Here is a 22480-nt window from a genome sequence, read left to right on the forward strand (position 1 = left end):
GACCATCAGTACAACCGCTCCGCCACAGAACTCATGCTTCAGAAATAGATAGCCGAGGATGCTTTGTGAGGTACTGATACTAGTAGAAACCAGCTCAATATTGAGTAGCAAGACAGCAAGAAAATTCACACAAACCGCTACAAGTTAATATCGATCACTAAGGAAATTATAAATGAGAAAACCGAAAATACCGATGGCAGTCCAGTTGATACCAGTAAGAGCAAGGAGGCCTGCTAACGTCCCAGAAGCGATCCACGAGATGACCGTTGCGGAAAATAGAGTCAACAGAATCCCAGCAGAGGTAAGTGTGAGTAGGAATGAGCTCTTGATTGCTTGGAAAATTAACCTTGCAGTTGATCCTTCACGACGTTGATGAATGTTTACCATTTTCGAATCAGACTCCTTGTTCAGATTCGCCGCTCTTACCTATGTGACTAGTTGCTTGCGTGACCCAGTAAATCTCAGGGAGAGTCATCTGCTAGTCTCCTTGATAGTGGGTTGCTCGCTAACCTCAGGGACATCGTAGAGGTGACATGCAGCTGGGTGTGCTTCGTTATCCAGTGTCGGTTCGTCCCGTTCACAGACGCTTTCGTACTGCTCTCTGAGACTTTCGGCCGCCATCTCCCAATCTTCGTTAGCGAGATGTTCGAACGCTGTGTCTATCCGTTCTTGGTGATGATTTGGAAGATCAATGTCTATGGTTCGATTTCGTAACTCCTCGACGAACTCAGCCGTTGCCGCATTACGGCGATTCGATTCGTCGGAGTCAATTCCAAGACCTTCCCATACTGGCTCAGTCTCGAGTGTCCGGTCCTCAATGGCGAGACGGACGTCCATGATTTTGGTGTAGGTGTCCTGGTCAATGTCGAGGTCCTCGGGAGGGATTACTTCCGGGCAACGCGTGTAAAAGTTACACCCACTAGGTGGGTTCTTCGCGTCAGGGATGTCAATCGTGCGTATGGGAAGTTCTTCGTCACCCTCTAACGTTTTTTTGGCTTCTTCTGGGTCTAGTGTTGATGTCCCTTGTGTGAGTGCCTTCGTGTAGGGGTGCTTCGGGTTCTTGAGGACGGAGTCAACAGGGCCGATCTCAACGATATTTCCGAGGTACATAATGCCGATGCGACCATCTGCCTTCTTCGTTAGGTACCGTGCGTTCGCGAAGTTGTGTGAGATGAACAGATATGACGTATTGAATTGTTCCTGGAGTTCAAGTATGAGGTCCATCATTTCTACCCGGAGCGAGACGTCGAGTGCTGAGACGGCTTCATCAGCAAGGACGAGATCTGGTTGCATGAGAATCACCCGTCCGAGGGCAACGCGTTGTTGCTCTCCACCTGAGAGCTGGTGCGGGAATCTTGAGGCATAATCCTCGGCTGGCTGGATCCCCATGGATTCGAGTAGGCGGTGGATGATGGTCTCGCGTTTCGCTGGCCCCATATCAGGGCGATATTTTTTTAGCGGACGTGCGAGATTGGAGAGGATTGTGTTGTTGGGATTAAGTGATTCCCCGGGGTCCTGATGGACGATTTGGAGAGCTCGTCGAATCTCTTCGTGTGCGATATCTATCTTTCCAGTTCCATCTTTTGCGACCCAAATATCTTGGTCATTGTAATTGACACTCCCGTTACTGGGTCGTTGGAGTCCGATGGTGGTTTTCCCCAAGGTTGTCTTCCCACAGCCCGACTCGCCGACGAGTGCTACCACGTCATTTTCGTAGATATCGAGATCAACGCCATTGACAGCGAATACGGTTTCTGCGTCCCTGCGGAGTAACGTGTCGATAAGGCCTTTCTCTTCGAAGTGGACCTCTACGTTTTCGAGGGAGACAATCGGGTCGGCGTCATCGTATCGGTCGACCGAGGCTGGTTCGGCAACCTTGTCACGTCTGTTCTCATCGACACTAACAGTATAGGAGATCTGTTCTCGCGAATCATTAGTGTAGAAACATCCGACCAGATGATCCTCTGTCTCTGAGAACAGTTCTGGGTCGTCTGTGCGACATTTATCTTCAGCAAGGGGACAGCGGGGATGGTATGAACATCCTTCTGGAACTTTCATCGGGTCCGGGCTCATCCCGGAAATAGGGGTCATCTCGTCGATCGGTGTGTTGAGGTTTGGGACAGATCGAAGTAGAGCTCGCGTGTATGGGTGTGCAGCATCAGTAATGAGCTCATCGGCTGGCCCTAGCTCTAACAGTTCGAAGGCGTACATTACCGCGAGTCGATCCGCAAGTCCGGCGATTAGTGGCAGGTCATGAGTAATAAACAGAATGGTCAGGTCGTATGTTTCCTGAAGCTCCGCGAGAAGTTGGATGATCGACCGCTGCATCAACAGGTCTAGCGCCGCTGTAGGCTCATCCATCACGAGTACCTCTGGATCAAGGAGAAGGCTCAGCGCGATGAGTGCACGCTGGCTCATTCCGCCTGAGAGTTCGTGTGGATACGAGTCTAGAACGCGCTCCGCGTCGAGGTGAAGGTCTTCGAGGATCTGGTGTGCTCGTTCCATCTGTTGGGAGATTTCCATGTCGTGTGCCTGGATAGTCTCCTCGAAGTGTCCTCGAATGCTCATTGTCGGGTTAAACGAAGACATCGCCCCTTGGAAGACCATTGAAATCTCCTCCCATCGGAAACGCTTGAGATCATTTTGCGATTGTTCAAGGACGTTGATCGGTTCTCCCCCATCGGGAGGATAGTAGGTGATATTACCTTTTGTCTTACCAGGCTCTGGCACGGCGTCTAGCAACGCCGAGGCAAGCATCGATTTACCGGATCCAGATTCCCCGACGACACTAATAATTTCATCCCTCTCAAGTGTTAGATCAACATCGTCAACTACACGATTAACGCCTTTGGGCGTGTCATATTCTACAGACAGGTTTTCTACTTCGATGATTGTCTCTCTACTCTGCGTACCTTTAGATGCAGTCTCCTGATCCATCATGACCAATCACTGACCTCGAAATCACATGTAAAGCTACACGTTCTTTCTTTTGATTTCATACTAAGTTATCAACCAATTCCAAACCATATATATTTTTGTGATTCTGCAAAATGGGCTGTTTCACTTATTTTGGCTCTAGAGAATCGCCATATAACGGCTGATTTGGCTATACTGTGGCACGCTTGATGTTGTGAACGACATATTTGACGACGAGTTCATGAAATTCTCGGTCCCACGTTCGGCACGCACGGTCGCCTGCGTTGCGGCGGGTGACCTGCCAGTCGAGGTATTTCGTGGGTTTTCTCGGTCGTGCAATGACCATATAGAGCAGTTTGCTTTTGAGTATCGACAAGATCCGTCGATTTGAGTGTCTGAACGAGGTGATTCGTACAGTGGCAGTAATGCTTGCTAGCGTTTTCGCGGCCGAAAAATGCGGCATCAATGGTGACGTGCCCCGAGAGGTTGTGCAGCCCCGACGAGAGCAGAGCAGCACACGTCAGACCTTAATCTGAAACCCTCAAACGGCTTAAACAGGGGTGGGTAGTTAGGAGATATCCCTCTTGAGGCCGGTCCTCCCACAAACATGCGGCATTTCGCTCAGTAGATGGAGAGCGTTGAGGTACGACTCATCGAGGTAAATCCGCAGACAGTATCGGGACAGGAGAGCATAGTTGGCGACAACCATTATACCCAATTTGACCACACTCTTCGTGTAGGGGTAGCTTTTTCACATGAATAATCGATGACTTTCCGCTTCATCATCCAAGTTCTGACGATCGAAAACGACGCAGCCTGGTGATGCACCAAATCTCTCTATTCATTGATCATCAGTAGGTACTGCTTCTTCAGTCCGCTTTTTTCGCCACTGTCTGCAAGCCCAAATCGCTGATCCGTTTACTACGGTGAGAACGGTCGAAAGCCCCAAGTTCATTACCACGATTGCATGTGTCGCAGTACCTTGATCAACGAACGGATACCAGATGAGCATTAGAATTGCTGCAGAAGAAGTTGCGCCGAAGACGATCCGCAGTTTTTGTACTTCGTTACAGACGTGAGATAAGAACCCCATACAGAGTGCAGAGGCGAGTTCTAATTAACTCTTTCGAGCGTTAAATGGGGTAGTTTTGGTTAATTTCGATAGCAAATACAACTCGGTAGCAAAAGTGGACTTATTTGGATCTAGTGACATTTGGTTGATCCCTCGGCACCATCTCTTAGATATTAGTCCTATTAAAGATCTTAGCATTGGAGGAGAATAGGGTACTGACTGGTCCGAGTGTGAAAGGAGCTGATTTATGTACATGACAGAACGGGTGCCACGCGCCGCAACAACCCGGAAAGTCCGCATTGGCGGGTTTCTGGACATCTTGTTTTTGAGATGCTAGGTTTTGCTGAGATAAGTGAGACATATAAGAATACTCGGCTCTGTAGTTCCGACACACGGCGGTTGATCTCACGGATATCTCACGCTCCAGCGAAGGTTGTAGACAGTGCACTTGAGCACTATCTCACGGAGCTCCAAGTGCCAGATTCGCGCACGCACGGCTGCGACGAGCGTGCGATTGAGGCTTGAGAAGACGGTTTCAACCATCTAGCGGCGGTTGTAGTGCAGCGAACTCAGCCGTGCGTTGTGCGCAAAATCAAGCGAGGATAGATACGATGCTTGATGAGCGGGCGACCTGCGGGCCAATCTTCGCGTCGTGCTTCTTTGTCGTTGTGTAGTGGACGTCGGTGACATACAGCGTTTCGACGTCGACGAGAGCGGTGACTTTCAGCGACCGGACACGGTAGTGCGCCCGCTGGGCGTAGTACCGCGAGGGCTGGTCGCGGTCGAAACCAGTTGAGTCGATAGCGGCGTGGCTAGTACGTTTCTCCGCCGAAACGCGGAGAAACGCACGCCAGATCTTCGTCGAAATCTTCTCAAACCAATCGCGGAGCACCGTGTCGTGAGGCAACCACGTGAGGCCAACCTCTTCGAAAACGCCCGGCATTTCGCTGAGTAAGTCAACCGTCTGGCAGTAGGGTTTTCCAAGCTCAATTCTCAGTGCATGAAGCGTGAGCATCACCCATTCGGCGAACCCGCATCCTCCGACGGGGTCGGCGGGTTCGCCTGGGACCTCGACAACTGTTTTAGCAATAGCGACCGTAATCTGTGTGAAGCAGTGGATTTCCGAACTCAAACCAATCTATCGCTTCGCTTTCTATCGAGATGACGGAGTCGCCACGCCGCAGTCTAGCGATCCTATAGAACAGAATACTCCATATCATTGATTGATTAGATCACCATTCAACACGGTACAACAATCTCCCGATCGAATGGGAGACCAAAGCGTTCGTTATGGCCGTGAAGTAGAAATAAACGAAATACTCTCGAAGGACTCTGTTGATCCCTTTTCGCGTCTTGCGATTTGATGAAAGGCTAGTTTCTAACCAGATCGACGAAAGTTAGTGGGAAGTGTAGCTCTTCTCAATGTCCACGCTGAGGATTTCAACAGAGCCTATCGAAGGTATTCACTATTCGGCTGGTCCGTCGAGATCCTCGTCACCACCGACAGTCTTTGCGTGTCGGGCACGAAGGCGAGGATTGAATAGCTGGTCCATCCCCTGTGCGAGCATTACGAGCCCGAACGAAAGACCGGCGAGAACAATCATGGGTGCAAGCATCCAGTAGAACAGCGTTGGGTCCTGGATTGCACCTCCTTTCCAAGCATTGTCCATCATCTTCCCCCAGTTGGGTGCATCCCCTGGCAAGAAGCCGAGGAAGTAGAGACCGACAGCCTCTGTGATGACGCCTTTCCCGGCACCTGCTGCGTTGATCATGATGAACGGCATCAACTGAGGGACAATATCTTTGCCTAGGATGTCGCCTTTCGACATCCCCATCGCACGCGCCGCTTCGACATATGACTCCTGGCGAATCGTCAAGACCTGGGACCGCAACGAACGTGCTAGCCCGGGCCAATTGTCGATCGCAAGGAGCATTCCTAGAACGAACATGTTATTTGGCTCGATTATCGCAGTAAGCAGAATGATGAGGGGTAGCCCCGGGATGGTGAGGACAATATCCGTCAGTCCCATGAGTACGTCGTCGACAGTCCCGCCGAAATACCCTGCTGCAGTACCGATGATCACGGCGAGTGCGATGGATACGACGGCCCCGGCAAACACGAGTTGTGCCATGTCTGGCGCAGCGTTGACGATACGAGCGAGGAGCGGTCTACCGACTCCATCGGTCCCGAGAGGATACCTCCAAACTTCGATTCCATTGAATGTGAACCCACCAAGCGAGAATCTGAAGATATACTGTGTGTACTCCGGATTGAACGGGCGAACGAGAATCGGAGCGGCATTTCGATATACCTTGGGGTACATCGGTGACCACACCGTCGCCATGAAAACGAAGATAGCCATGATCGAGAATCCCAGACGTGCTCGCCAGTCATTCCACATGATCCGTAGTGGAACCAGAGCATACGCGTCGATCAGACGGTAGTAGCGCTCTTTGCGCGTGAGCTCCTGACTTCTTGAGCCATCTTCGACACCTGATTTGATGCCGAAAATTTCCTCAACACCGGACCGATGTGACATCTTATCGGGATTTGATTCTGTGAGCTGTATCTCGAAATCAGTAAGCTTCACTGTCTCCACCTCCTGCGCGCGGGTCGATAAGTCCGTAAGTAAACTCTGCGACAAGTATCCCTACAAGTGTGACCGACGTGTAGAAAATGAACGCACCCATGAGTAGTGGATAGTCACGTGTCACTAATGCTGAAAATGTGTACCATCCAACAGCGGGGTAGCTGAAAATGCGTTCGGTGATGATGCTCGAACCGAAGATACCTGCAATACCGATCATGAATCCCGTATACAATGGGAGGATAGCGTTACGACCGAGATATCGGCTCGCGATTCGGCTCTGGCTAAGTCCCCGGAGCCGTGCGACCCGGATGTAGTCTGATTCCATGATACGGACAGCATTCCCACGCATCCCGAGTCCGTTGATCCCTAATAGGAAGCCCGTGAGGATGGGGAGCGCTGCAGACCATCCCGCACTTAGCATGAATGGTATGTTGGTACCTGGTTTAACCTCTGGCTCATTGACCAGCCACCCGATCTGCAGGGGACCAAAGTCCCAGCCAAGATAGAATAACTTCAGAGATTCCTGATACCGTCCTCCTTGAGGGAAGAGACCGTACTGGTATGCGAGGACTGACAGGGCAATGATGGCAGCTACGTAATATGGGATTGAGTTGCCAATCATCGCAAAGATAGTCCCCGCCTTGTCAAACAGTTCGCCTTCCTTGTACGCGAGCATAGCGCCCCAAAAGACGTTGAACGTCCAGCCTAGTGCCAGCCCATATAGACTGATAAAAATCGACCATGGCATGGCCTTAAATAGAATACTGAAGACCCCTTCTTGATACTTGGTGGACACACCGAAATCTTGGTGGAGCACTATCCTTGCCATGTAGTCAACGTATGCAACCGGTAGTGGTTTGTTTGGGTCAATGTTGACCTGTAGTTTGACACTCTGCCTGATCGCATCGATATCGCACTGTGCTAGGCTGCCTTGGGCCTCCAAACACTGTGTGAGTCGCTCTTGCATCAATGACTGTACTGGACCTCCGGGCATCATGCGATACATCACGAACGAAATCGTGATCACTAGTATGAGCGTGATGCCAGCTTGACCAAACCGTTTGATGTAGTAATTCATTATTGATTGTTGAGTACGTGGGGTGATGTGATTATTATCCTGATAGTGGCTCTGTATTCGATTCGCCGTGGTCTTTAGTGGCTTAGAACTGATGATAACCCAATTACTATAGAAGGGTCAGAGAGACTGTTACTTGACGTTGCTGTGGTACCATCCCCTATCGAAGCTCACGCTGAGACTGTTAAGAACATGATGCCCGTTCTCGGTACCGTCGTGAGAATAATCTACAGGGTTGAAGTTCTTTGAGTCACCGCTCCAGCGCTTTTGATACTCGACTGACTGAAGCGCGGGAATTTCGTAGTTCCACCACCAAGAGAGTTTCTCGGTTATACTGCGCAGTTCTTCGTCGCTCGTCTTTGGTGACAGAAGGGCTTTATAATTCTCCCAGAGATTGAGCGTTTTGGTCTCACCGCTGGCTTCCATGTCGCCGACCTCTGTCGGAACTTCGTACTCGTTGGGGTGGCCTGCAAATCCGAATTCCGTGGGCTCACCTTCATCATCTAACCCTTCGTGAATCATGTAGCTGTGCCATGCGCTCCGATAGTACCCGTGGGGGTGATTGGCAGCTGCTCCACCTCCGTTCTGGTGCCAGATGATGAAATCCCAGCCCTGCCCGTAGTCCGGGCCCTCGAAGCTCATATTCACGAAGTCGCCAATGTTCTGCACGTTATCGTACTCAATTTCAAACCCAAATTGTTTGAGCTGGCTCCGGAAAGATGGGCCGAGAGTGTCCCAGATATATACGTCGACAATCCGCCACGAGATAGTGTCGCCATCCTCGTCGGCCCAGATCCCGTCGCTGTTCTTCGAGTAGCCCGCTGATTTAAGAAGTTCCGCCGCCTTCTCGAGCTGGCCGGTTTCGCCGTAGTTATTCAGACTTTCGACGTGGCTGTCCGATACCCAGGCGTTTCGACCGGGCGCGGTCATTCCGTTCTGGAGTGCCGGCGGATATCCACTACCACGATTGGCGATGATATTCGTGTAGTCGACGAGGTAAGCTAGTGCCCGGCGGACCACCCGCTTGCCGAGGTGTTTATCGGTCCAGTTCAGGCGCCATTTATTGCCTGAGATGCTCGGACGTGCAAATTTTTTGACCCCATCTGGATAGGTAGTCCCTTTTGGGGGCCGTTTGAACCCATCGATTTGGTCGTTCTTTATTGCAAGGCGCTTCTGGGAATCACCCGAGACGAAGTTGATTCGCAACTTCTCAATGTTCTGCTGGTCGGCGTAGGGGTGGTCTTCGTACTTGGTGTAAATTACAGACTGTTCGTTCACCGTGTCAACTTGCCACATGCTGTGCCCGATGCGATCCGAAACCGAGACTTTATTCTCCGGATTGGTGGCCTCGTCAATGATGGATTGTAGTTCAGAATCCGTCGTTGCATCCATTATTTTCTCGTGCCACGGACGAATCAGATCTCGATCATACTTCGGGAAAGCACTACCTCTCGCTCCAGACGAGAAAAAGTAGTCCTCACGGGTTTCCTTCGTTTGAACCCGTTTGATGGTTTGTTTATCGACCATCTCGGGAATCTGTTGAGGCTCCGTATCAGGGTCTAGTTTTTCCAGTTTATAATTTATTTCCTCAAGCAGGAACATATCTTCGGCAGTAACTGTCTTACCGTCGTGCCACGTGAACTCGTCGTTGTACTTCGTAATCCGAGTCTTGTTGTCATCATCCAGCCTGTCCTCTGTCACGAGGTGCCAGTACGTCTCCGCGTTCGGGCGTTGCCGATTCGCCCACGGGGGCGCGGACGTAACTCGAGTGTATTTATCACTACCTTGGGGGCCCATGGGATCGGGGAGCAGGTTAACCTCCCCAGGAAGTTGGACGCTCATGATATCGAAGATAGGTTCGACGGGTTCACCTTCGGGAGCTACAGGGAAATGATCGCTGGCGTCACTAGTCGGGCTAGAGGACCCGCTTTCAGTAGTGGGCTCTGAAGTCGGCGTGATCTCGTTGCTTCCGCTTCCACACCCAGCGATTCCTGCTGTGCCCATTGCCCCTAACGTTGCAAGTAGACGACGTCGCGTCGCTGACGTCTCTTTATTGTGCCTGTTTGGCATGGTATGTAGTTATCAAATGGCCCTTTATATATTTTTTGAATGTTGGTGTGGAAACCGAAGATCCACGAATATCCTATTTATCTATGAGTGTCAAACTGAATTTCTGAAACCCGTGTTGAAGCTACAGAACGTGCCGCACGATCGTACGCGTCATCTTACAACATGTACACATCTATCTTTGTGGTATTCCACACCGTCGGCAGGCGACCAATGGTTCCTTCAATTTAGGTCAGACACATTTCCGGCAATGCCGGAGTTGTTGGTCTCCAAACCGAATGGGTATTACAAGAATAGTATTGTAATAACATGCTGATGTTTTTCCGCCAGATATGATCTCCACGATAATACCGGACATATATTGACGACGAACCGGAGCTCCCGGAGAGTACGTTCTGGTCAGATAATGGGATCTATGGGATGGTGGCCTGACGCGATACTCTGTCCCTATACTAACCGTAACGTCAACGCCGTTCGCTATGTCATCAAGTTGGAGTCCGCTACTGTAGCCACTACACAATCTTCGGACTCGGCCACATGAATCGCTCGACCTTTCATTACTCTGCTCTGTAGGATCGGTATACGGAGCTGGATTTCACGGATATCTCACGCTCCGGCGGAGGTTGTAGACGGTGCATTTGAGCACCATTTCACGGAGTTCGAGATGCCAGCTTCGCGCACGCACGGCTGCGCCGAGCGTGCGCTTGAGGCTTGAGAAGACGGTTTCGACCATCCAGCGGCGGTTGTAGCCCATCGAGCTCATCCGTGCGTTGTGTGCGAAATCAAGCGTATTGTGGATACGATGCTTGATGAGCGGACGAACTCCGTAGCTGCGGAGTTCGTCGCGGAACGGTTTGCCGTCGTACGCTCGGTCAGCGGCCAACGAGAGCAGGTCGTCCGCGTTCCGGCGGGCGACCTGCGGGCCAATCTTCGCGTCGTGTTTCTTTGTCGTCGTGCAGTGGACGTCGGTGACGAACAGCGTTTCGACGTCCACGAGAGCGGTAACTTTCAGCGACCGGACGCGGTAGTGCGCCCGCTGGGCGTAGTACCGCGAGGGCTGGTCGCGGTCGAAGCCGGTCGAGTCGATAGCAGCGTGGCCAGTGCGTTTCTCCGCCGAAACGCGGAGAAACGCACGCCAGGTCTTCGTCGAAATCTTCTCAAACCAATCGCGGAGCACCGTGTCGTGAGGCAACCGCGTGAGGTCAATCTCTTCGAAAACGCCCGGCATTTCGCTCAACAAGTCGATTGTCTGGCGGTAGGACTTCCCAAGCTCAATTCTCAGTGCATGAAGCGTGAGCATCGCCCAGTCGGCAACTGTTTTAGCAGTAGCGACCGTAACACGTGTGAAGCGGCGGATTTCCGAACTCAAACCAATCTGTCGCTTCGCTTTCTACCGAGATAACGGAGTCGCCACGTCGCAGTCTAGCGATCCTACAGAGCACATTACTCTATGGCTCTCGCCGAGGCTTTGCTGGGGTTCCTTGTGTTGTCTTATCGTCTTCCATAATTGGCGTCAAGGTTGTCCCGATGGCAATCGAGATACTCAAAACCGAGGACCAAGAGTTAGCAATGTACCTAAAATCCGCATGGTCTCATCAACAACGATTGCCCATGAGATGTGATTTAAGTAGGATAGGTGCGAACCATGGTATGTGCTGACAAATTCAAAATTTGAGGTAGAGTCTAACCACGATATCGGCCAAGCATGGGCTGGTCAAGCGGCGGAATTCGACCTGTACACACACCAGGACCATCAGTTCGTCGCATTCTACGCTGCAGATCAGTCAATTGTGGCGGGTCAGCGACACCTCGGTGAAACTGACTGGACGCTCACGACAGTCACTGAGGAACGAAACGACATCTGGGACGGACATAATTCCCTTGAGCTGACAGTCGACGATGACGGCTACCTCCACCTTGTCGGTGATCTCCACGTCGATGCACTCAACTACTACCGGACGACCGAACCACTCGATGTGACGACGTTTGAGCAGGTCGACTCAATGGTAGGGTCCGAGGAGGATTTAACAACGTATCCGCGATTCTTTACCGGCCCAGACGGTGAATTGGTCTTCGAATACCGTTATAAGACTTGCAGCGAAGGTGATTGGATCTACAACGTCTATGATCCCAAGCAAGCCACATGGAAACGGTTGCTTGATAGCCCGTTGATTGCTGGGGGGGTCCAATCCAGTGCGTACATGCAGGGGCCAGTTGTCGGTCCAGATGGATATTACCACATGGCGTGGTGTTGGCGCGATACTCCCGCCGCACAGACGAATCACGACCTTTACTACGCCCGGAGCAAAGATCTGGAGCACTGGGAGAACAGCCGTGGAGACACGATCTCAACGCCGATCGGATTCCACGCTGGAGAGCTTATCGACCCGGTTCCGTCCCATGGAGGGATGATCAACTCACAGATCTACCTCGGCTTCGATACGGAGCAGCGCCCTGTGGTCAGCTACTTCAAATTCGACGGGGACGGGAACACACAGGTATATAATGCCAGGGCCGAGCCCGATAGTGTCGTCAGGCCGGTGGGTTGGGAAGTCTATGAGACGAGCGACTGGGACTACCGATACACGTTTGGAGGTTGTGGGGGCCTCGACGGGAAAGGCATCAGAATCAGCGGTGTCGAGCCCGGACCGGATGGCCAGTTGACCCAGACGTACAGCCATCCGAAGTACGGTTCAGGCATGTGGGTACTCGACGAAGAGACGTTCGAACCGATTGAGTGGCGGTCCCCGTGGTGTCAGTATCCAGCGGACGCTGGCTCGACTGATTCCGAGTCTAATACCCGGTCTCTGATGTGGGTTGAAGACAGCGGTCATTCTCCAGAAGAGACACAATACGCGCTCCGATGGGCCGTTGATGCACGGAACTCACACTGGGCTGATTCGGATTGGGAAGCGCCGCCATCGAGCACCCTCGAACTATACGAGTTATCGATGTCGCCGTAAGAGAAACGATCTAAACTGTAAGCGACTGGGCCCGTACAAGGCGTACTGGAATCCAAGAAACCCTACGCGGCACTGGTGAATCGCCATACAACGCGTGATTTCACTGGTCTAGCGCTCGCTTGATGTTGTGAACGATACATTTCACGACGAGTTCACGAAATTCTCGGAACCACGCTCGCGCCCGCACGGCGTCGCCGTGCGAGCGCTTGATCGACGAGAAGACAGTCTCACACATCGATCTCTGGCGATATCGAGGCCCATCGACCCGCGCGTTGTGCGCGTGGTCGATGGGCTGGAAGATCCGATGCTTGATCAGCGGTCTCACGTCCTCTTCTCGCAGTTTTTCGCGTAACTCCATCCAGTCGTAGCCTTTGTCAGCGGCGAGGCTGTGCAGGTCGCCTGCGTTGCGGCAGGCGACCTGCCAGCCGAGCTGTGTGTCGTGAGTCTTCTCGGTCGTACAGTGTACGTCGAGGATCGCTTGAGATTGCGTATCCACGAGAGCAGTCGCTTTCAGCGTTTGAACGCGGTAATTCGTCCGACGACAGTAGTGTTTGCTGGCGTTTTGGCGGTCGAAAAACGTGGCGTCGATGGCGGCATGTCCCGAGAGGTCGTGCAGCTCCGAGGAGAGTCGGAGTAGCACTCGCCAGATCTTCATCTGAAACCTATCAAATGCCTTCACTAGCGTCGAGTGATCAGGGAGATCGCCCTCTTCGAGGCCGATCTCCCCGAGAATTAGTGGCATTTCGCTCAGCCAATCCAATGCGTCACGGTACGATGCATCGAGGTAAACCCGCAGACAGTGGAGGGATACGAGTGCGTAGTCGGCGAAGCCGCCACCCCCTTCGGGGGCGGCGACTTCGCCTCGCCCACCAACAGCATTTTTAGCTAACGTCACCGCCTTTGTCGTGAAGCGGGAGATCTTCGACATGAATCACCGCTGATTTCCCGCTTCAACTCCCTAGTTCTGACGGACGAATCCGACGCTGTCTAGTGATTCACCAGAGCCCCCTACGCCAACCGCTTAATTCGCTTAGTACAGCTTCGTTCCTGCCTGCATCGGCTTCTCGCTGTCCATCGTCTGTGGTCTCTTAGTTTGTTTGACCTCTACCCGACCCAGTCACGTGACCTGATCAAAAGGGAAATGTGAGTGCGGCCGGAGGGGTTCAACCCCGGTCGTCGATGGTTTTTGAGAATCATGACGTCCATGCGTATTTTTACCGGGGCCAACTGTGGACCTATCTGTCTACATCCACCTTTCGTACGTACGGGCGCACGTGAGTCTGTTCCGCGCGTGTCCGGGCCAATTGGTATGCATCGAGTAAGGTTCCTCACCAAAAACGGGGCGACTGGGGGTGCGGTATTGCAATCCTCGGGAGACCCCGTCTGAACAGAAGCCTAGAATGCCGCCGTTAATAACCGCTTCCTCAACGAGGGTTTTTGTATGGACATCAAGTCATTTCGTCATCCTCTGAAGAAGCTTCCTCTCCCGCGATGGAGAGTGTCTGACTTTGCGCGTTTAACATCGACTCTCGAAACGAGGGGTTGGGTATCTGTGTATGTCCGAGAGAGACGTAATCTCCGCTAGTGCTGTACCCGATACTGCGCCACAGCGGCGCATGACGGATACCGGGTAATCACCGTCTACCCCTTACTATGTCTTGGATTCGCGATCGAACCTACTAGCTGTGAACAGAGAGCCAATCTAAGCCGCGAGAAGATCGAGGCGTGAATTGCGTCTTGTTATTCGCCCTCCGTAACAGTTATAACCACTCTGTCTGAACTTGTCAATTATGCGCATGGCCAACTTGTTCATGGACCCTAATAGATTCTTTGAAGAGAGAATAAAATATCCAACCCTGACTGCACAGTCTATTATCATTCTTGTGACCGCACTTGCGTTTGCTGGGGATATGATCGGAGTCTATATTACTACCTTTGGAATGGAAGTCAACCACTACGAGAGCCTTATCGTCGTATTATCAATGATGTACATAGCATTGCCTCTTGTTCTCTGGCCAACGTTCACATTCACTTTTTGGGCAATCGGGAAAGCTGTGAATGCCCGGCTCAGTTATGGACTGTTACTCCGCATGACCGGCTGGGGATTTCTGCCGATGATCGGTGCTGGCGTAAGCTGGTCTCTCGGTCGATACTTGGCGATTCGGAGTACAAACCCTTGTGACTCTGCATTAGTCTGTGACCCACTCTTTATCGGGACAATTGCAATCCAGATGGAAGACATTTATCTCTATGTGGGCTCGGCAACTTCGTCAGTCATCTTCCAGACTGCATTCATCGTGGGAGTTCTGTTCGTACTCTTGTCTACTTACCTCTGGTATAACGCCGTGTATGAAGCAAGCACCCTAACACGCCAAGGTTCGTTACTCGCAGTTGGCCTCCCAGTGCTCATCTTTCTATCAGTATATACCTATTTAATATTCTGAAATGGATTAAGTTTGATCCACCTGCTGGCCGCAGGGGTCGTGCCAGTCGCTCCGTACAATGCGTGAAACACCGACGGCCCGAAAGACATCGATTACAGGGTCGAAGACCGCATCGAACAACACAGCGAGGACGTTCAGCTGAAGCAGTCCACGTCGGATGAGACGTGCAACCGCCGTACTGGAGTCGAACGAACCAACGAATTAGTGAAGGACTGCGGCCTCGGGCGTGCGTTCGCCCGAGGCCGCGTCCACGCATGAGCGCAGGTGTTTCTTGCCCTGTGCCTTCGCCTCGTCGTCGCTATCACCAACTACGAACGTGGAGACAATCCAGGAAATACGATCATCACGGTGTGACAAGAGTTCTATGACACCCTTAGTGAAACCAACCTCAGGTCGCTCGTCCTCTAAAACGATGACTGCAACCTGGTACTGGTCGAGCAGATGATCGCGACGCTCGGTTTTATTTCTGAGGGGCGTTTCGAACTCGGTCTCGGCGCTGGCTGGCGCGAATCCGAGTGCGACGCATACGGTTATGAGTACCGGGACGGTCTTGAATGGCTCATTCACTTCGACGAGGTCATCCGACTGATGAAGCGCATATGGGACGACGAGGGGTCGGTGACGGTGCAGGCTTCAACGGCGACGTTGAGATCTTGAATACAAGATCTCGGCCTTGTTTAGACGGTTAAACTCAGTCTGTCTGAGGGTTGTTCCACTAGTGTCGTCAAGCTAGTAGCTTCGGAGAAGTACTATTTACTAGAATCTGAAGCGGGACAGATTGGGTGTGCAAACTAAGACAGCTCACTTCGCAGAGACGATTGTATCGCTCGCCAGAAAAGCCAGCGCTGGCGAGCCAACTCCGGCATACCGACCCGAAAAAGAGGGGTATGCCGATTGGGTAATTCTCGCCGTTCAAGGGTTCAAAGAGTATCTCAACCACGACTACCGGAAGCTGATGAATGTTCTGCGAGAAATGCCGAGAGTTTTAAAATCACTCGATTTGACGGTTGAGACGCTTCCTCACTTCTCTACGATCTGTGCGCGGAAGCAAGGGATTCCGATGAAGCGGTGGCGGGCGATGCTCGACGCGTCGGTTGAAATGTACGATCTCGGTGATGTTCAAGCGATCGACGCAACCGGGATGGATCGCGTCCAAGCGAGCCAGCACTACGCGAAACGGACGGACTACACGTTTGAGGCGGTGAAGACGACGCTGCTCATCGATTGCGAAACGAGTTCGATTCTGGACATACACTGTTCGATGAAACAACTGCACGATACACAGGTCGGCTGGCAAGTGCTGGTGCGGAATCTTGAGAATCTGACGGCTGTGGCGGCGGATAAAGGATACGACTGGGAAGCACTTCGGACGAAATTACGTTCTGAAAATATCACACCGCTGATTCCGCAATGCGGCCCCGGAATGGGAGGATGGGCGAGGAATTTACTAATTTATGATCGTGCGTACAACCAACGCTCAAACGCTGAATCCGTGTTTTTCGAATTGCGGCAGCGGTACGGTGAGACGCTGTGGGCGAGAATACGATTTGGTCAGTTCCGAGAAATTGACATGAAACCGACAGTTCGGAACATCGAACGCGCGATCGAGGGGTCTAACCGTGAGTTCAGGCGTCAACGCCCAAGATCTCTATCATCGAAGACCACTGTGAGACGGTCGGACGCAATCCAGACGAGACTGAGTACCTTGGGACGGACACATCATCTGCATCCGTGACGGGGAGAAGTTCGACCGACTACTCGACCTAATGAGACCGATCCAGTTCGAGGAGGAGTACCAGAATTAGGCGCCCATCGAGAAAGAGAAGACGCTCGGGAGTACTTCATGATGGGGATACCCAAGAATTCCGCGGAAGCGATCGGGCTTTCGGGACGTACGTATTCCTGAATCGGTTGCGTCCAAGCAAGGTCGTCGGCCTCGTTCAGTAGCTTTTAGAGCCGATTGTCGAGACATACCCGAATGTCCCAATACTCGGGAGCGTCGATTTTACCGTACAGTAACCAGGTTACTCGATCGAGTACGCACGTGCCTTACCGTCTCCCACAGCATTTCGTCAAATCCCGAACAGAGGGCAGGTAGCCACATTTGGTCCTTCCCTGTCCAAGCGCGGGTGGGAACCTGGCTTTACTGGTCGCAGTCGAGTGTTTTTCGGTGTCTCTTCCGGAGTGCAGTTGGACCAAGGGAGAGCAGTAGCTTTCTCGTGGCGATGGTTTCAAGGAAATCATGTTCCTAATTGCTTGGTACAGTGAGCGCCTCAGTTCTCTAAAGTCGATTCATCTGCACAGTAGGAACTGTAGGACTACGAACCCTCGTGTTGATCTCTTCTTGAGTTCGAAACCACGCATGCCCGTCATCGAATCAGGCTGCCCCCTCCTATTTTATACGATGTTTGCTTGAGAGTGTTGTATGCAGTCTCTCCGAAACCAGAGTGTCGTCGACCGACCGAACGTCCTCTTGTTGAGTTGCCACGACCTCGGCCGACACCTCGGCTGTTACGACAGGGGCGTGCGAACACCAAACGTCGACAGTCTCGCCGAGGACGGTGTCCTCCTAGAGAACCACTTCTGTACGGCGCCACAGTGCTGTCCAAGTCGGGGGAGCCTCCATACCGGTCGGCACCCGCACGTTAACGGGCTGATGGGGCAGACGACCTGGGGATGGGACCTCAACGAAGGTGAGGTGACGATAGCCGAGCACCTGTCGTCAGCCGGGTACTCAACGCATCACTTCGGCGTCCAACACTTCTGTCAGGATGCGTCTCGTAGGTATGACCAAGTACGCGACCAGACGCTTGCTGACGAACTCGTTGAGATAATTGAGACGGACCTGCCGGAAATGGCCGAACACACCCCGTTTTTCGCATCAATCGGATTCGAAGAGCCCCACCTCAGGCCGGGTGAGGACGTTCCGTCCACGTTCGCCTATCCGTCCCTCAACGACGACCTGTTCGACTCGTACGTCCCCGACGATGTCGATCCGTTTCCATACCTTCCGGACCGACCCGGGGTCAGGGAAGGGATCGCGAACCTGAACGCGCTCATTACCCATTCGCTCGACGAGGCAGTCGGACAGATCCTCGACCAGTTGGAAGCGACCGGCCTAGCCAATAACACACTCGTAATCTTCACCGCCGATCACGGCCTCGCGGTACCGCGGGCCAAAGGAACGGGTTACGACCCCGGACTTGAGGTTGCGTTCGTGGCCCGCCTTCCGGGGGTTCTGGATGGCGGCGAGCGGTATAGCAGTCTGACCAGTCACGTCGACGTGCTACCGACAGTGCTCGACTTGCTTGACCTACCGATTCCGGACGACCTTGACGGGCGGAGCTTTCGGAATCTACTCGGCGAGGAAAGATACACGCCCCGTAAGTACGTCCGAGCTGAGATGACGTGGCACGAGCGCTACGTGCCAATGAGGGTAGTTCGTACAAAGGATTTCAAGTACATCCGTAATTTCTGGAAACAACAGCGAATCCACCTCCCAGCCGACATCTTCGGCAGTCCTGCGGGGCGTGAGTTCCGTGAGGAGTATTATACCACCGAACGCCCGCGCGAGGAACTGTACGACCTGTCCGAGGATCCACACGAACAAGACAACCTCGCGGCCAGTCGCGTTCCGCTTTCTCCGCCCGGATCGGATGGGATGTTCGATTCGCCGGGGACAGGTGTGGAACCAGATCCGGCTTACGCCGACGATATCCAACGGCTCAGACAATACGTCTACGACAGGATGCACGAGAGCAACGACCCGCTGCTTGATGGCCCTGTTTCACGGCCCGGAGTTGACGTCTGGGAGGACAACGAAGTGACGCGAACGTAGCTCCTGTGTAGGGTCTGTGGAGAAACTGTGATCTCGGGAATCTGTCCAGCCTCGGCGACGTTCGCCTCGACGGAAGCAAACTCGGTTCTCAGACATATCGACAGTTCCACCTCGTAGGACGCATTGTACATATCGAATTCGAGGGTTGCAGTATCCCAAATTCCGACGGTAACATTGTAGTATTCACTCTCGGAGATTTGGTTGTCAAAGCCGACCTCGGTGCCGTTCGCTTAGGTGCCGATATCCTCGATGTACTCGGGCCGGTTTGAGTTGTTCGGAAAGGCCTGTGTTACTTGGACGTCTGCTCCTCAATGATTCAGTCGTCATATCCCTGTTGGAGTTGTTCTCGAGATGCTAGCAGAGGTTGCCGCCGTTGCCCATGCAAGGTGGATAGTCGGTGAACTTGAACGACCCCGCCTGTCGTTACAGAATACCTACTGGTTATTCCAGTCGACCGGTCTTGTAGATGTTTCAGCTTCTATTTCTTGGCCGATCTTTGATTACTTGGCTCCAGTCTCTCCTAACCTGGCTGTGGAACCTGCTATTAGAACGTCACCCATCTGTCTCTGTTTCGAACGTGTGCCCAGTCACGAGTCCAGCTGTTCGTCTGCAGGTTCGATGTTCGAGGTGAATGCGTAGGACCCAGAGGAAACCTCGTAGACAGCGTAGTCATCCTCGCGACGCAGATATGAGACACCGGTGGCATCCTCTGCCGGACAGATATTACCCTCACAGACCGCTGATTGTTGGTTGGCTAAAATCCAGACCTCACCGGTGGTATTTCCGGGCACTGTGATGTCGATTGAGAACTCGTCAGAGGACTGCTCCCAAGCCGCTGCAACCTTCCCGCGGACTGTCTCGGTCTCCGCACTCGCCCTCTCAAGCCCTGTCGGGACCTGAGGTTTAATCAGTACCCGCTCAAAGCCGGGAGTCGCCGGTTGGATACCGACCAACTTCGCGTAAAACCATTCGCTCACCTCCATCCAGAGGCGGTGGTTGAACGAGTTCATACCGGAGCCGATTCGGGTATCGCTATCCCAGCGCTCCCATAGGGTAGTTGCCCCGTTACGGCTCATGTACACCCACCCAGGGTTCTCGGGCTGGGTGACGAGGTGGTACACCAGATCCTCGTATCCGTACTCCATCAGTGATGACATAAGGAGTCCCTGTGTGCTGATCGTGCCGGTACCGATTTTACCGCCGTACTCATTTTTGATGGTTGATGCGAGTTCGTCCGCGACTGCCTGTTCGGCTCTGCTTGGGACGAGTCCACCGTGCAGCGCCATAGCAAATGTACCCATGTCACCGCTGCCGTAGGTGTTAGTTGTCTTGTCGTAGAAGTGATGGTTAAAGGCAGCCTTGATACGACGTGCGCGCGTGTCGTAGGTTCGAGCTGCGTCGGGCTTACCGAGGACTGTGGCCGCCTTCGCGACAGTCTTTGTCGTCTGGTAGTGTGCGACGGTGTTCAGCAGCGCTGGGTCGTTTCTAATCTCTTCCTCCGTTGGTGCGAGCCAATCACCGAAGGTATTGTACTCGGCTGGGACAATGTAGTTCCTAATTCCCTCGTCCGCTCGTGACTGCCAGTAATCTACGTATTGTGTCATCATCTCGTAGTTATCTGCCAATACCCGTTCGTCGCCCGTGTGCTCGTACATGTGCCAGACACACTGTACTGAGGACTTCGACCAGTTCGGGTCCTGCTCGTCGACCTGGTCTGGCGTCGTCACGGCCACCATCCCCTTCGAGCGCATGTCGTAACGGTGGTCACGAAGCCACTTTTCGTAGAAGCGGTGTGTCTTTTCGGTTTCGTACTCGTAGTACTCCGCCGGTGCTCCACGGAAGACCTCTGTCCAGCCGTGCCGCTCGTCTCTATTTGGACAATCTGTCGGAATACTGTGTGTGTTCGTTCTGAGCCCCCAAGAGACCATGTGGTGAACGTCGTTCAGATCATCGTTCGATGTGGAGAAGCGTCCGTCGGCCTCGCGTTCGGTTCTGACGACCTTCGCAGCGATGTCGTTCGTCGATAGTTCGCCGGGGTAGTTAGACAGGCGCACGTGCCGGAACCCGTGGTAGGTGAAGCGTGGCTCGTAGATCTCGGTACCGTAACCCTTCGCGATGTAGGTGTCCGTCGCGTCAGCGTCCCTGAGATCCTCCATATTGAGATACCCGGAGTCATGAGAAATTCCGCCGTCGTCATCGACGAGAACCTCGGCGTGCTCCACGGTGATTTCTTGTCCTTCGCTCGCACCGTCAATCGTCAACTCCACCCATCCCGCTAGCGTCTGTCCGAAATCGACTATCCAGTTCCCCCCATCCTGGTAGATATCGACCGGATAAATCGAGTTCGTCACTTCGATCGCCGGGAGACGCTGTGGGTACCATTCGAAACTACTGCTTGGTTCTTGGAGTTCGGTCACCGTTTCCCAGCTGCCGTCATCGAAGTCGGGGCTCGCCCAACCGGGCTGTTCCGCTCGTGCGTCATACGTTTCTCCGTCGTAAATGTCATTTTCCGTGATTGGGCTCCCATCTGCGGTCCAAGACGCGTCTGTCACGACTGTTTCGGTACTGTTGTCCTCGTACTTCACGTTCAACTGGAGGATTCCGCATGGCGGTCCCAGACTCGTCCAGTCGTGGATCGATTTACTATAAAAACCGCGACCAAGCCAGAGCCCGACCGAGTTTGTCCGACCGCTGAGAAGCTGGTCCGTTACGTCATGCGACGAATAGAGTCTCTGCTCCTTGTAGTCAGTAAACCCGGGATTGAGTACTTCGGTGCCAACCTTTGTCCCATTAAGGTACAATTCACCCCATCCCAGCGTTGATACGTGGGCACAGGCAGATTCGATCGGCTTGCTATCGAGCGTGAATTCAGTTCGGAGGAACGGACTGTGACTGCTTTCTTGATTACTGGGAGTAGGGTCGTACGTCACCCATCGTCCCTCCCATGCGCTATTACTGTTCGCAAGCGCAGTCTTAAACAACTGGTCGTCGCTCCACTTGCTTGACGCTCCCCTTTCATCCCATATCCTGACTTTCCAGAGATAGGTCGTTTCCGGTTTCAACGGCGGCCCGTTGTATTCTACGGCTGTTGTTCGGCTTGAGGAAACCTTGCCCGTATCCCAGACGTCACCAGTATTGCCACTCAATATTGACGAGGACGAAGCGACGAGAATTCGGTATGCGGATTGAGTTGTTGCCCGTCCCGTTGACCTAATCCGCCATGAGAATCGTGGAGTTGTCGCTGGGTCGATATTCCTTGGCTCACGCTCATACTCCGTGAGGAGGTTTTCCGGTGTGACTGACCATTTCATTATTCTGATTACTGGAAGAAAAGAGGCTGGAATTATATTATTTACTATTGTTTCGTTGAGCCGCCCGGTCCTAAGAGACACGGCAGACACAATTCCGAGAATTTCGTGAACTCGTCGTGAAATGTATCATTCATAATATCAAGCGTGCCACAGCATAGACGAATCAACCGTTGTATGGCGATTCACCAATGTGCGGACCACTC

At 52.9% G+C, this 22480-nt stretch carries 10 protein-coding genes and 6 pseudogenes; 7 read left to right on the forward strand and 9 right to left on the reverse strand.

Going from position 1 to position 22480, the window contains the following annotated elements; translation table 11 throughout:
• Positions 1–471: 471 nt before the first annotated feature.
• The 7 genes and pseudogenes from C5C07_RS17285 to C5C07_RS17315 form a co-directional block, all read right to left on the reverse strand.
• A complete protein-coding gene (locus C5C07_RS17285) occupies positions 472–2940 on the reverse strand; it encodes an ABC transporter ATP-binding protein (RefSeq protein WP_115805669.1) in 2469 nt (822 codons plus the stop codon).
• Positions 2941–3106: 166 nt separating this feature from the next.
• Positions 3107–3616: pseudogene (locus C5C07_RS17290) on the reverse strand (IS5/IS1182 family transposase); the annotation flags it as partial.
• Positions 3617–4393: 777 nt separating this feature from the next.
• Positions 4394–5120 (reverse strand): annotated as a pseudogene (locus tag C5C07_RS17295) (transposase).
• A 334-nt stretch (positions 5121–5454) separates the two neighbouring features.
• Entirely contained in the window at positions 5455–6579 is a 1125-nt protein-coding gene (locus C5C07_RS17300; protein WP_115805670.1) for an ABC transporter permease, read from the reverse strand.
• The gene (locus C5C07_RS17305; RefSeq protein WP_115805671.1) at positions 6566–7657 is read right to left on the reverse strand and encodes an ABC transporter permease; all 1092 of its coding nucleotides are present in this window, start codon (positions 7655–7657) and stop codon (positions 6566–6568) included. The genes C5C07_RS17300 and C5C07_RS17305 overlap by 14 nt, the downstream gene beginning before the upstream one ends.
• Positions 7658–7786: 129 nt before the next feature.
• Entirely contained in the window at positions 7787–9355 is a 1569-nt protein-coding gene (locus C5C07_RS17310) for an ABC transporter substrate-binding protein (protein WP_158546596.1), read from the reverse strand.
• A gap of 961 nt (positions 9356–10316) precedes the next feature.
• Positions 10317–11090, reverse strand: a complete 774-nt coding sequence (locus tag C5C07_RS17315; RefSeq protein WP_115805673.1) for an IS5 family transposase — start codon at positions 11088–11090, stop codon at positions 10317–10319.
• 283 nt (positions 11091–11373) lie between these two features.
• Here C5C07_RS17315 and C5C07_RS17320 point away from each other — a divergent pair, with 283 nt between their 5' ends.
• Positions 11374–12684 (forward strand): BNR repeat-containing protein, encoded by a 1311-nt coding sequence (locus C5C07_RS17320; protein WP_115805674.1) that lies wholly within the window; start codon positions 11374–11376, stop codon positions 12682–12684.
• Positions 12685–12784: 100 nt separating this feature from the next.
• Here C5C07_RS17320 and C5C07_RS17325 read toward each other — a convergent pair whose 3' ends face one another.
• A complete protein-coding gene (locus C5C07_RS17325) occupies positions 12785–13612 on the reverse strand; it encodes an IS5 family transposase (RefSeq protein WP_115805675.1) in 828 nt (275 codons plus the stop codon).
• A gap of 862 nt (positions 13613–14474) precedes the next feature.
• On the opposite strand from C5C07_RS17325, the gene C5C07_RS17330 reads away from it, so the two are divergent.
• The 6 genes and pseudogenes from C5C07_RS17330 to C5C07_RS17355 all read left to right on the forward strand — a co-directional run bounded on the left by C5C07_RS17330 (position 14475) and on the right by C5C07_RS17355 (position 18966).
• Complete coding sequence (locus C5C07_RS17330; protein WP_115805676.1) at positions 14475–15128, forward strand: YIP1 family protein; 654 nt, start codon at positions 14475–14477, stop codon at positions 15126–15128.
• A gap of 18 nt (positions 15129–15146) precedes the next feature.
• Positions 15147–15482, forward strand: a pseudogene (locus tag C5C07_RS17335) (IS5/IS1182 family transposase); the annotation flags it as partial.
• Between the two features lie 24 nt (positions 15483–15506).
• Positions 15507–15731: pseudogene (locus tag C5C07_RS17340) on the forward strand (LLM class flavin-dependent oxidoreductase); the annotation flags it as partial.
• A gap of 160 nt (positions 15732–15891) precedes the next feature.
• A pseudogene (locus C5C07_RS17345) lies at positions 15892–16743 on the forward strand (IS5 family transposase); the annotation flags it as partial.
• A gap of 8 nt (positions 16744–16751) precedes the next feature.
• Positions 16752–17007: pseudogene (locus tag C5C07_RS22175) on the forward strand (F420-dependent oxidoreductase); the annotation flags it as partial.
• Between the two features lie 546 nt (positions 17008–17553).
• Entirely contained in the window at positions 17554–18966 is a 1413-nt protein-coding gene (locus tag C5C07_RS17355) for a sulfatase (RefSeq protein WP_115805678.1), read from the forward strand.
• A gap of 587 nt (positions 18967–19553) precedes the next feature.
• Here the strand turns inward: C5C07_RS17355 and C5C07_RS17360 are convergent.
• Positions 19554–22358, reverse strand: a complete 2805-nt coding sequence (locus C5C07_RS17360) for an alpha-L-rhamnosidase (RefSeq protein WP_147302040.1) — start codon at positions 22356–22358, stop codon at positions 19554–19556.
• Positions 22359–22480: the final 122 nt, after the last annotated feature.

The organism is Haloferax sp. Atlit-4N (assembly GCF_003383025.1).
Lineage (GTDB): Archaea > Halobacteriota > Halobacteria > Halobacteriales > Haloferacaceae > Haloferax > Haloferax gibbonsii.

What these genes read in the sequence shown, in the direction of transcription:
- C5C07_RS17285 (WP_115805669.1), bottom strand. Translation starts at nt 2,940, where the DNA reads ATGATGGATCAGGAGACTGCATCTAAAGGTACGCAGAGTAGAGAGACA.
- C5C07_RS17305 (WP_115805671.1), bottom strand. Translation starts at nt 7,657, where the DNA reads ATGAATTACTACATCAAACGGTTTGGTCAAGCTGGCATCACGCTCATA.
- C5C07_RS17325 (WP_115805675.1), bottom strand. Translation starts at nt 13,612, where the DNA reads ATGTCGAAGATCTCCCGCTTCACGACAAAGGCGGTGACGTTAGCTAAA.
- C5C07_RS17330 (WP_115805676.1), top strand. Translation starts at nt 14,475, where the DNA reads ATGCGCATGGCCAACTTGTTCATGGACCCTAATAGATTCTTTGAAGAG.
- C5C07_RS17355 (WP_115805678.1), top strand. Translation starts at nt 17,554, where the DNA reads ATGCAGTCTCTCCGAAACCAGAGTGTCGTCGACCGACCGAACGTCCTC.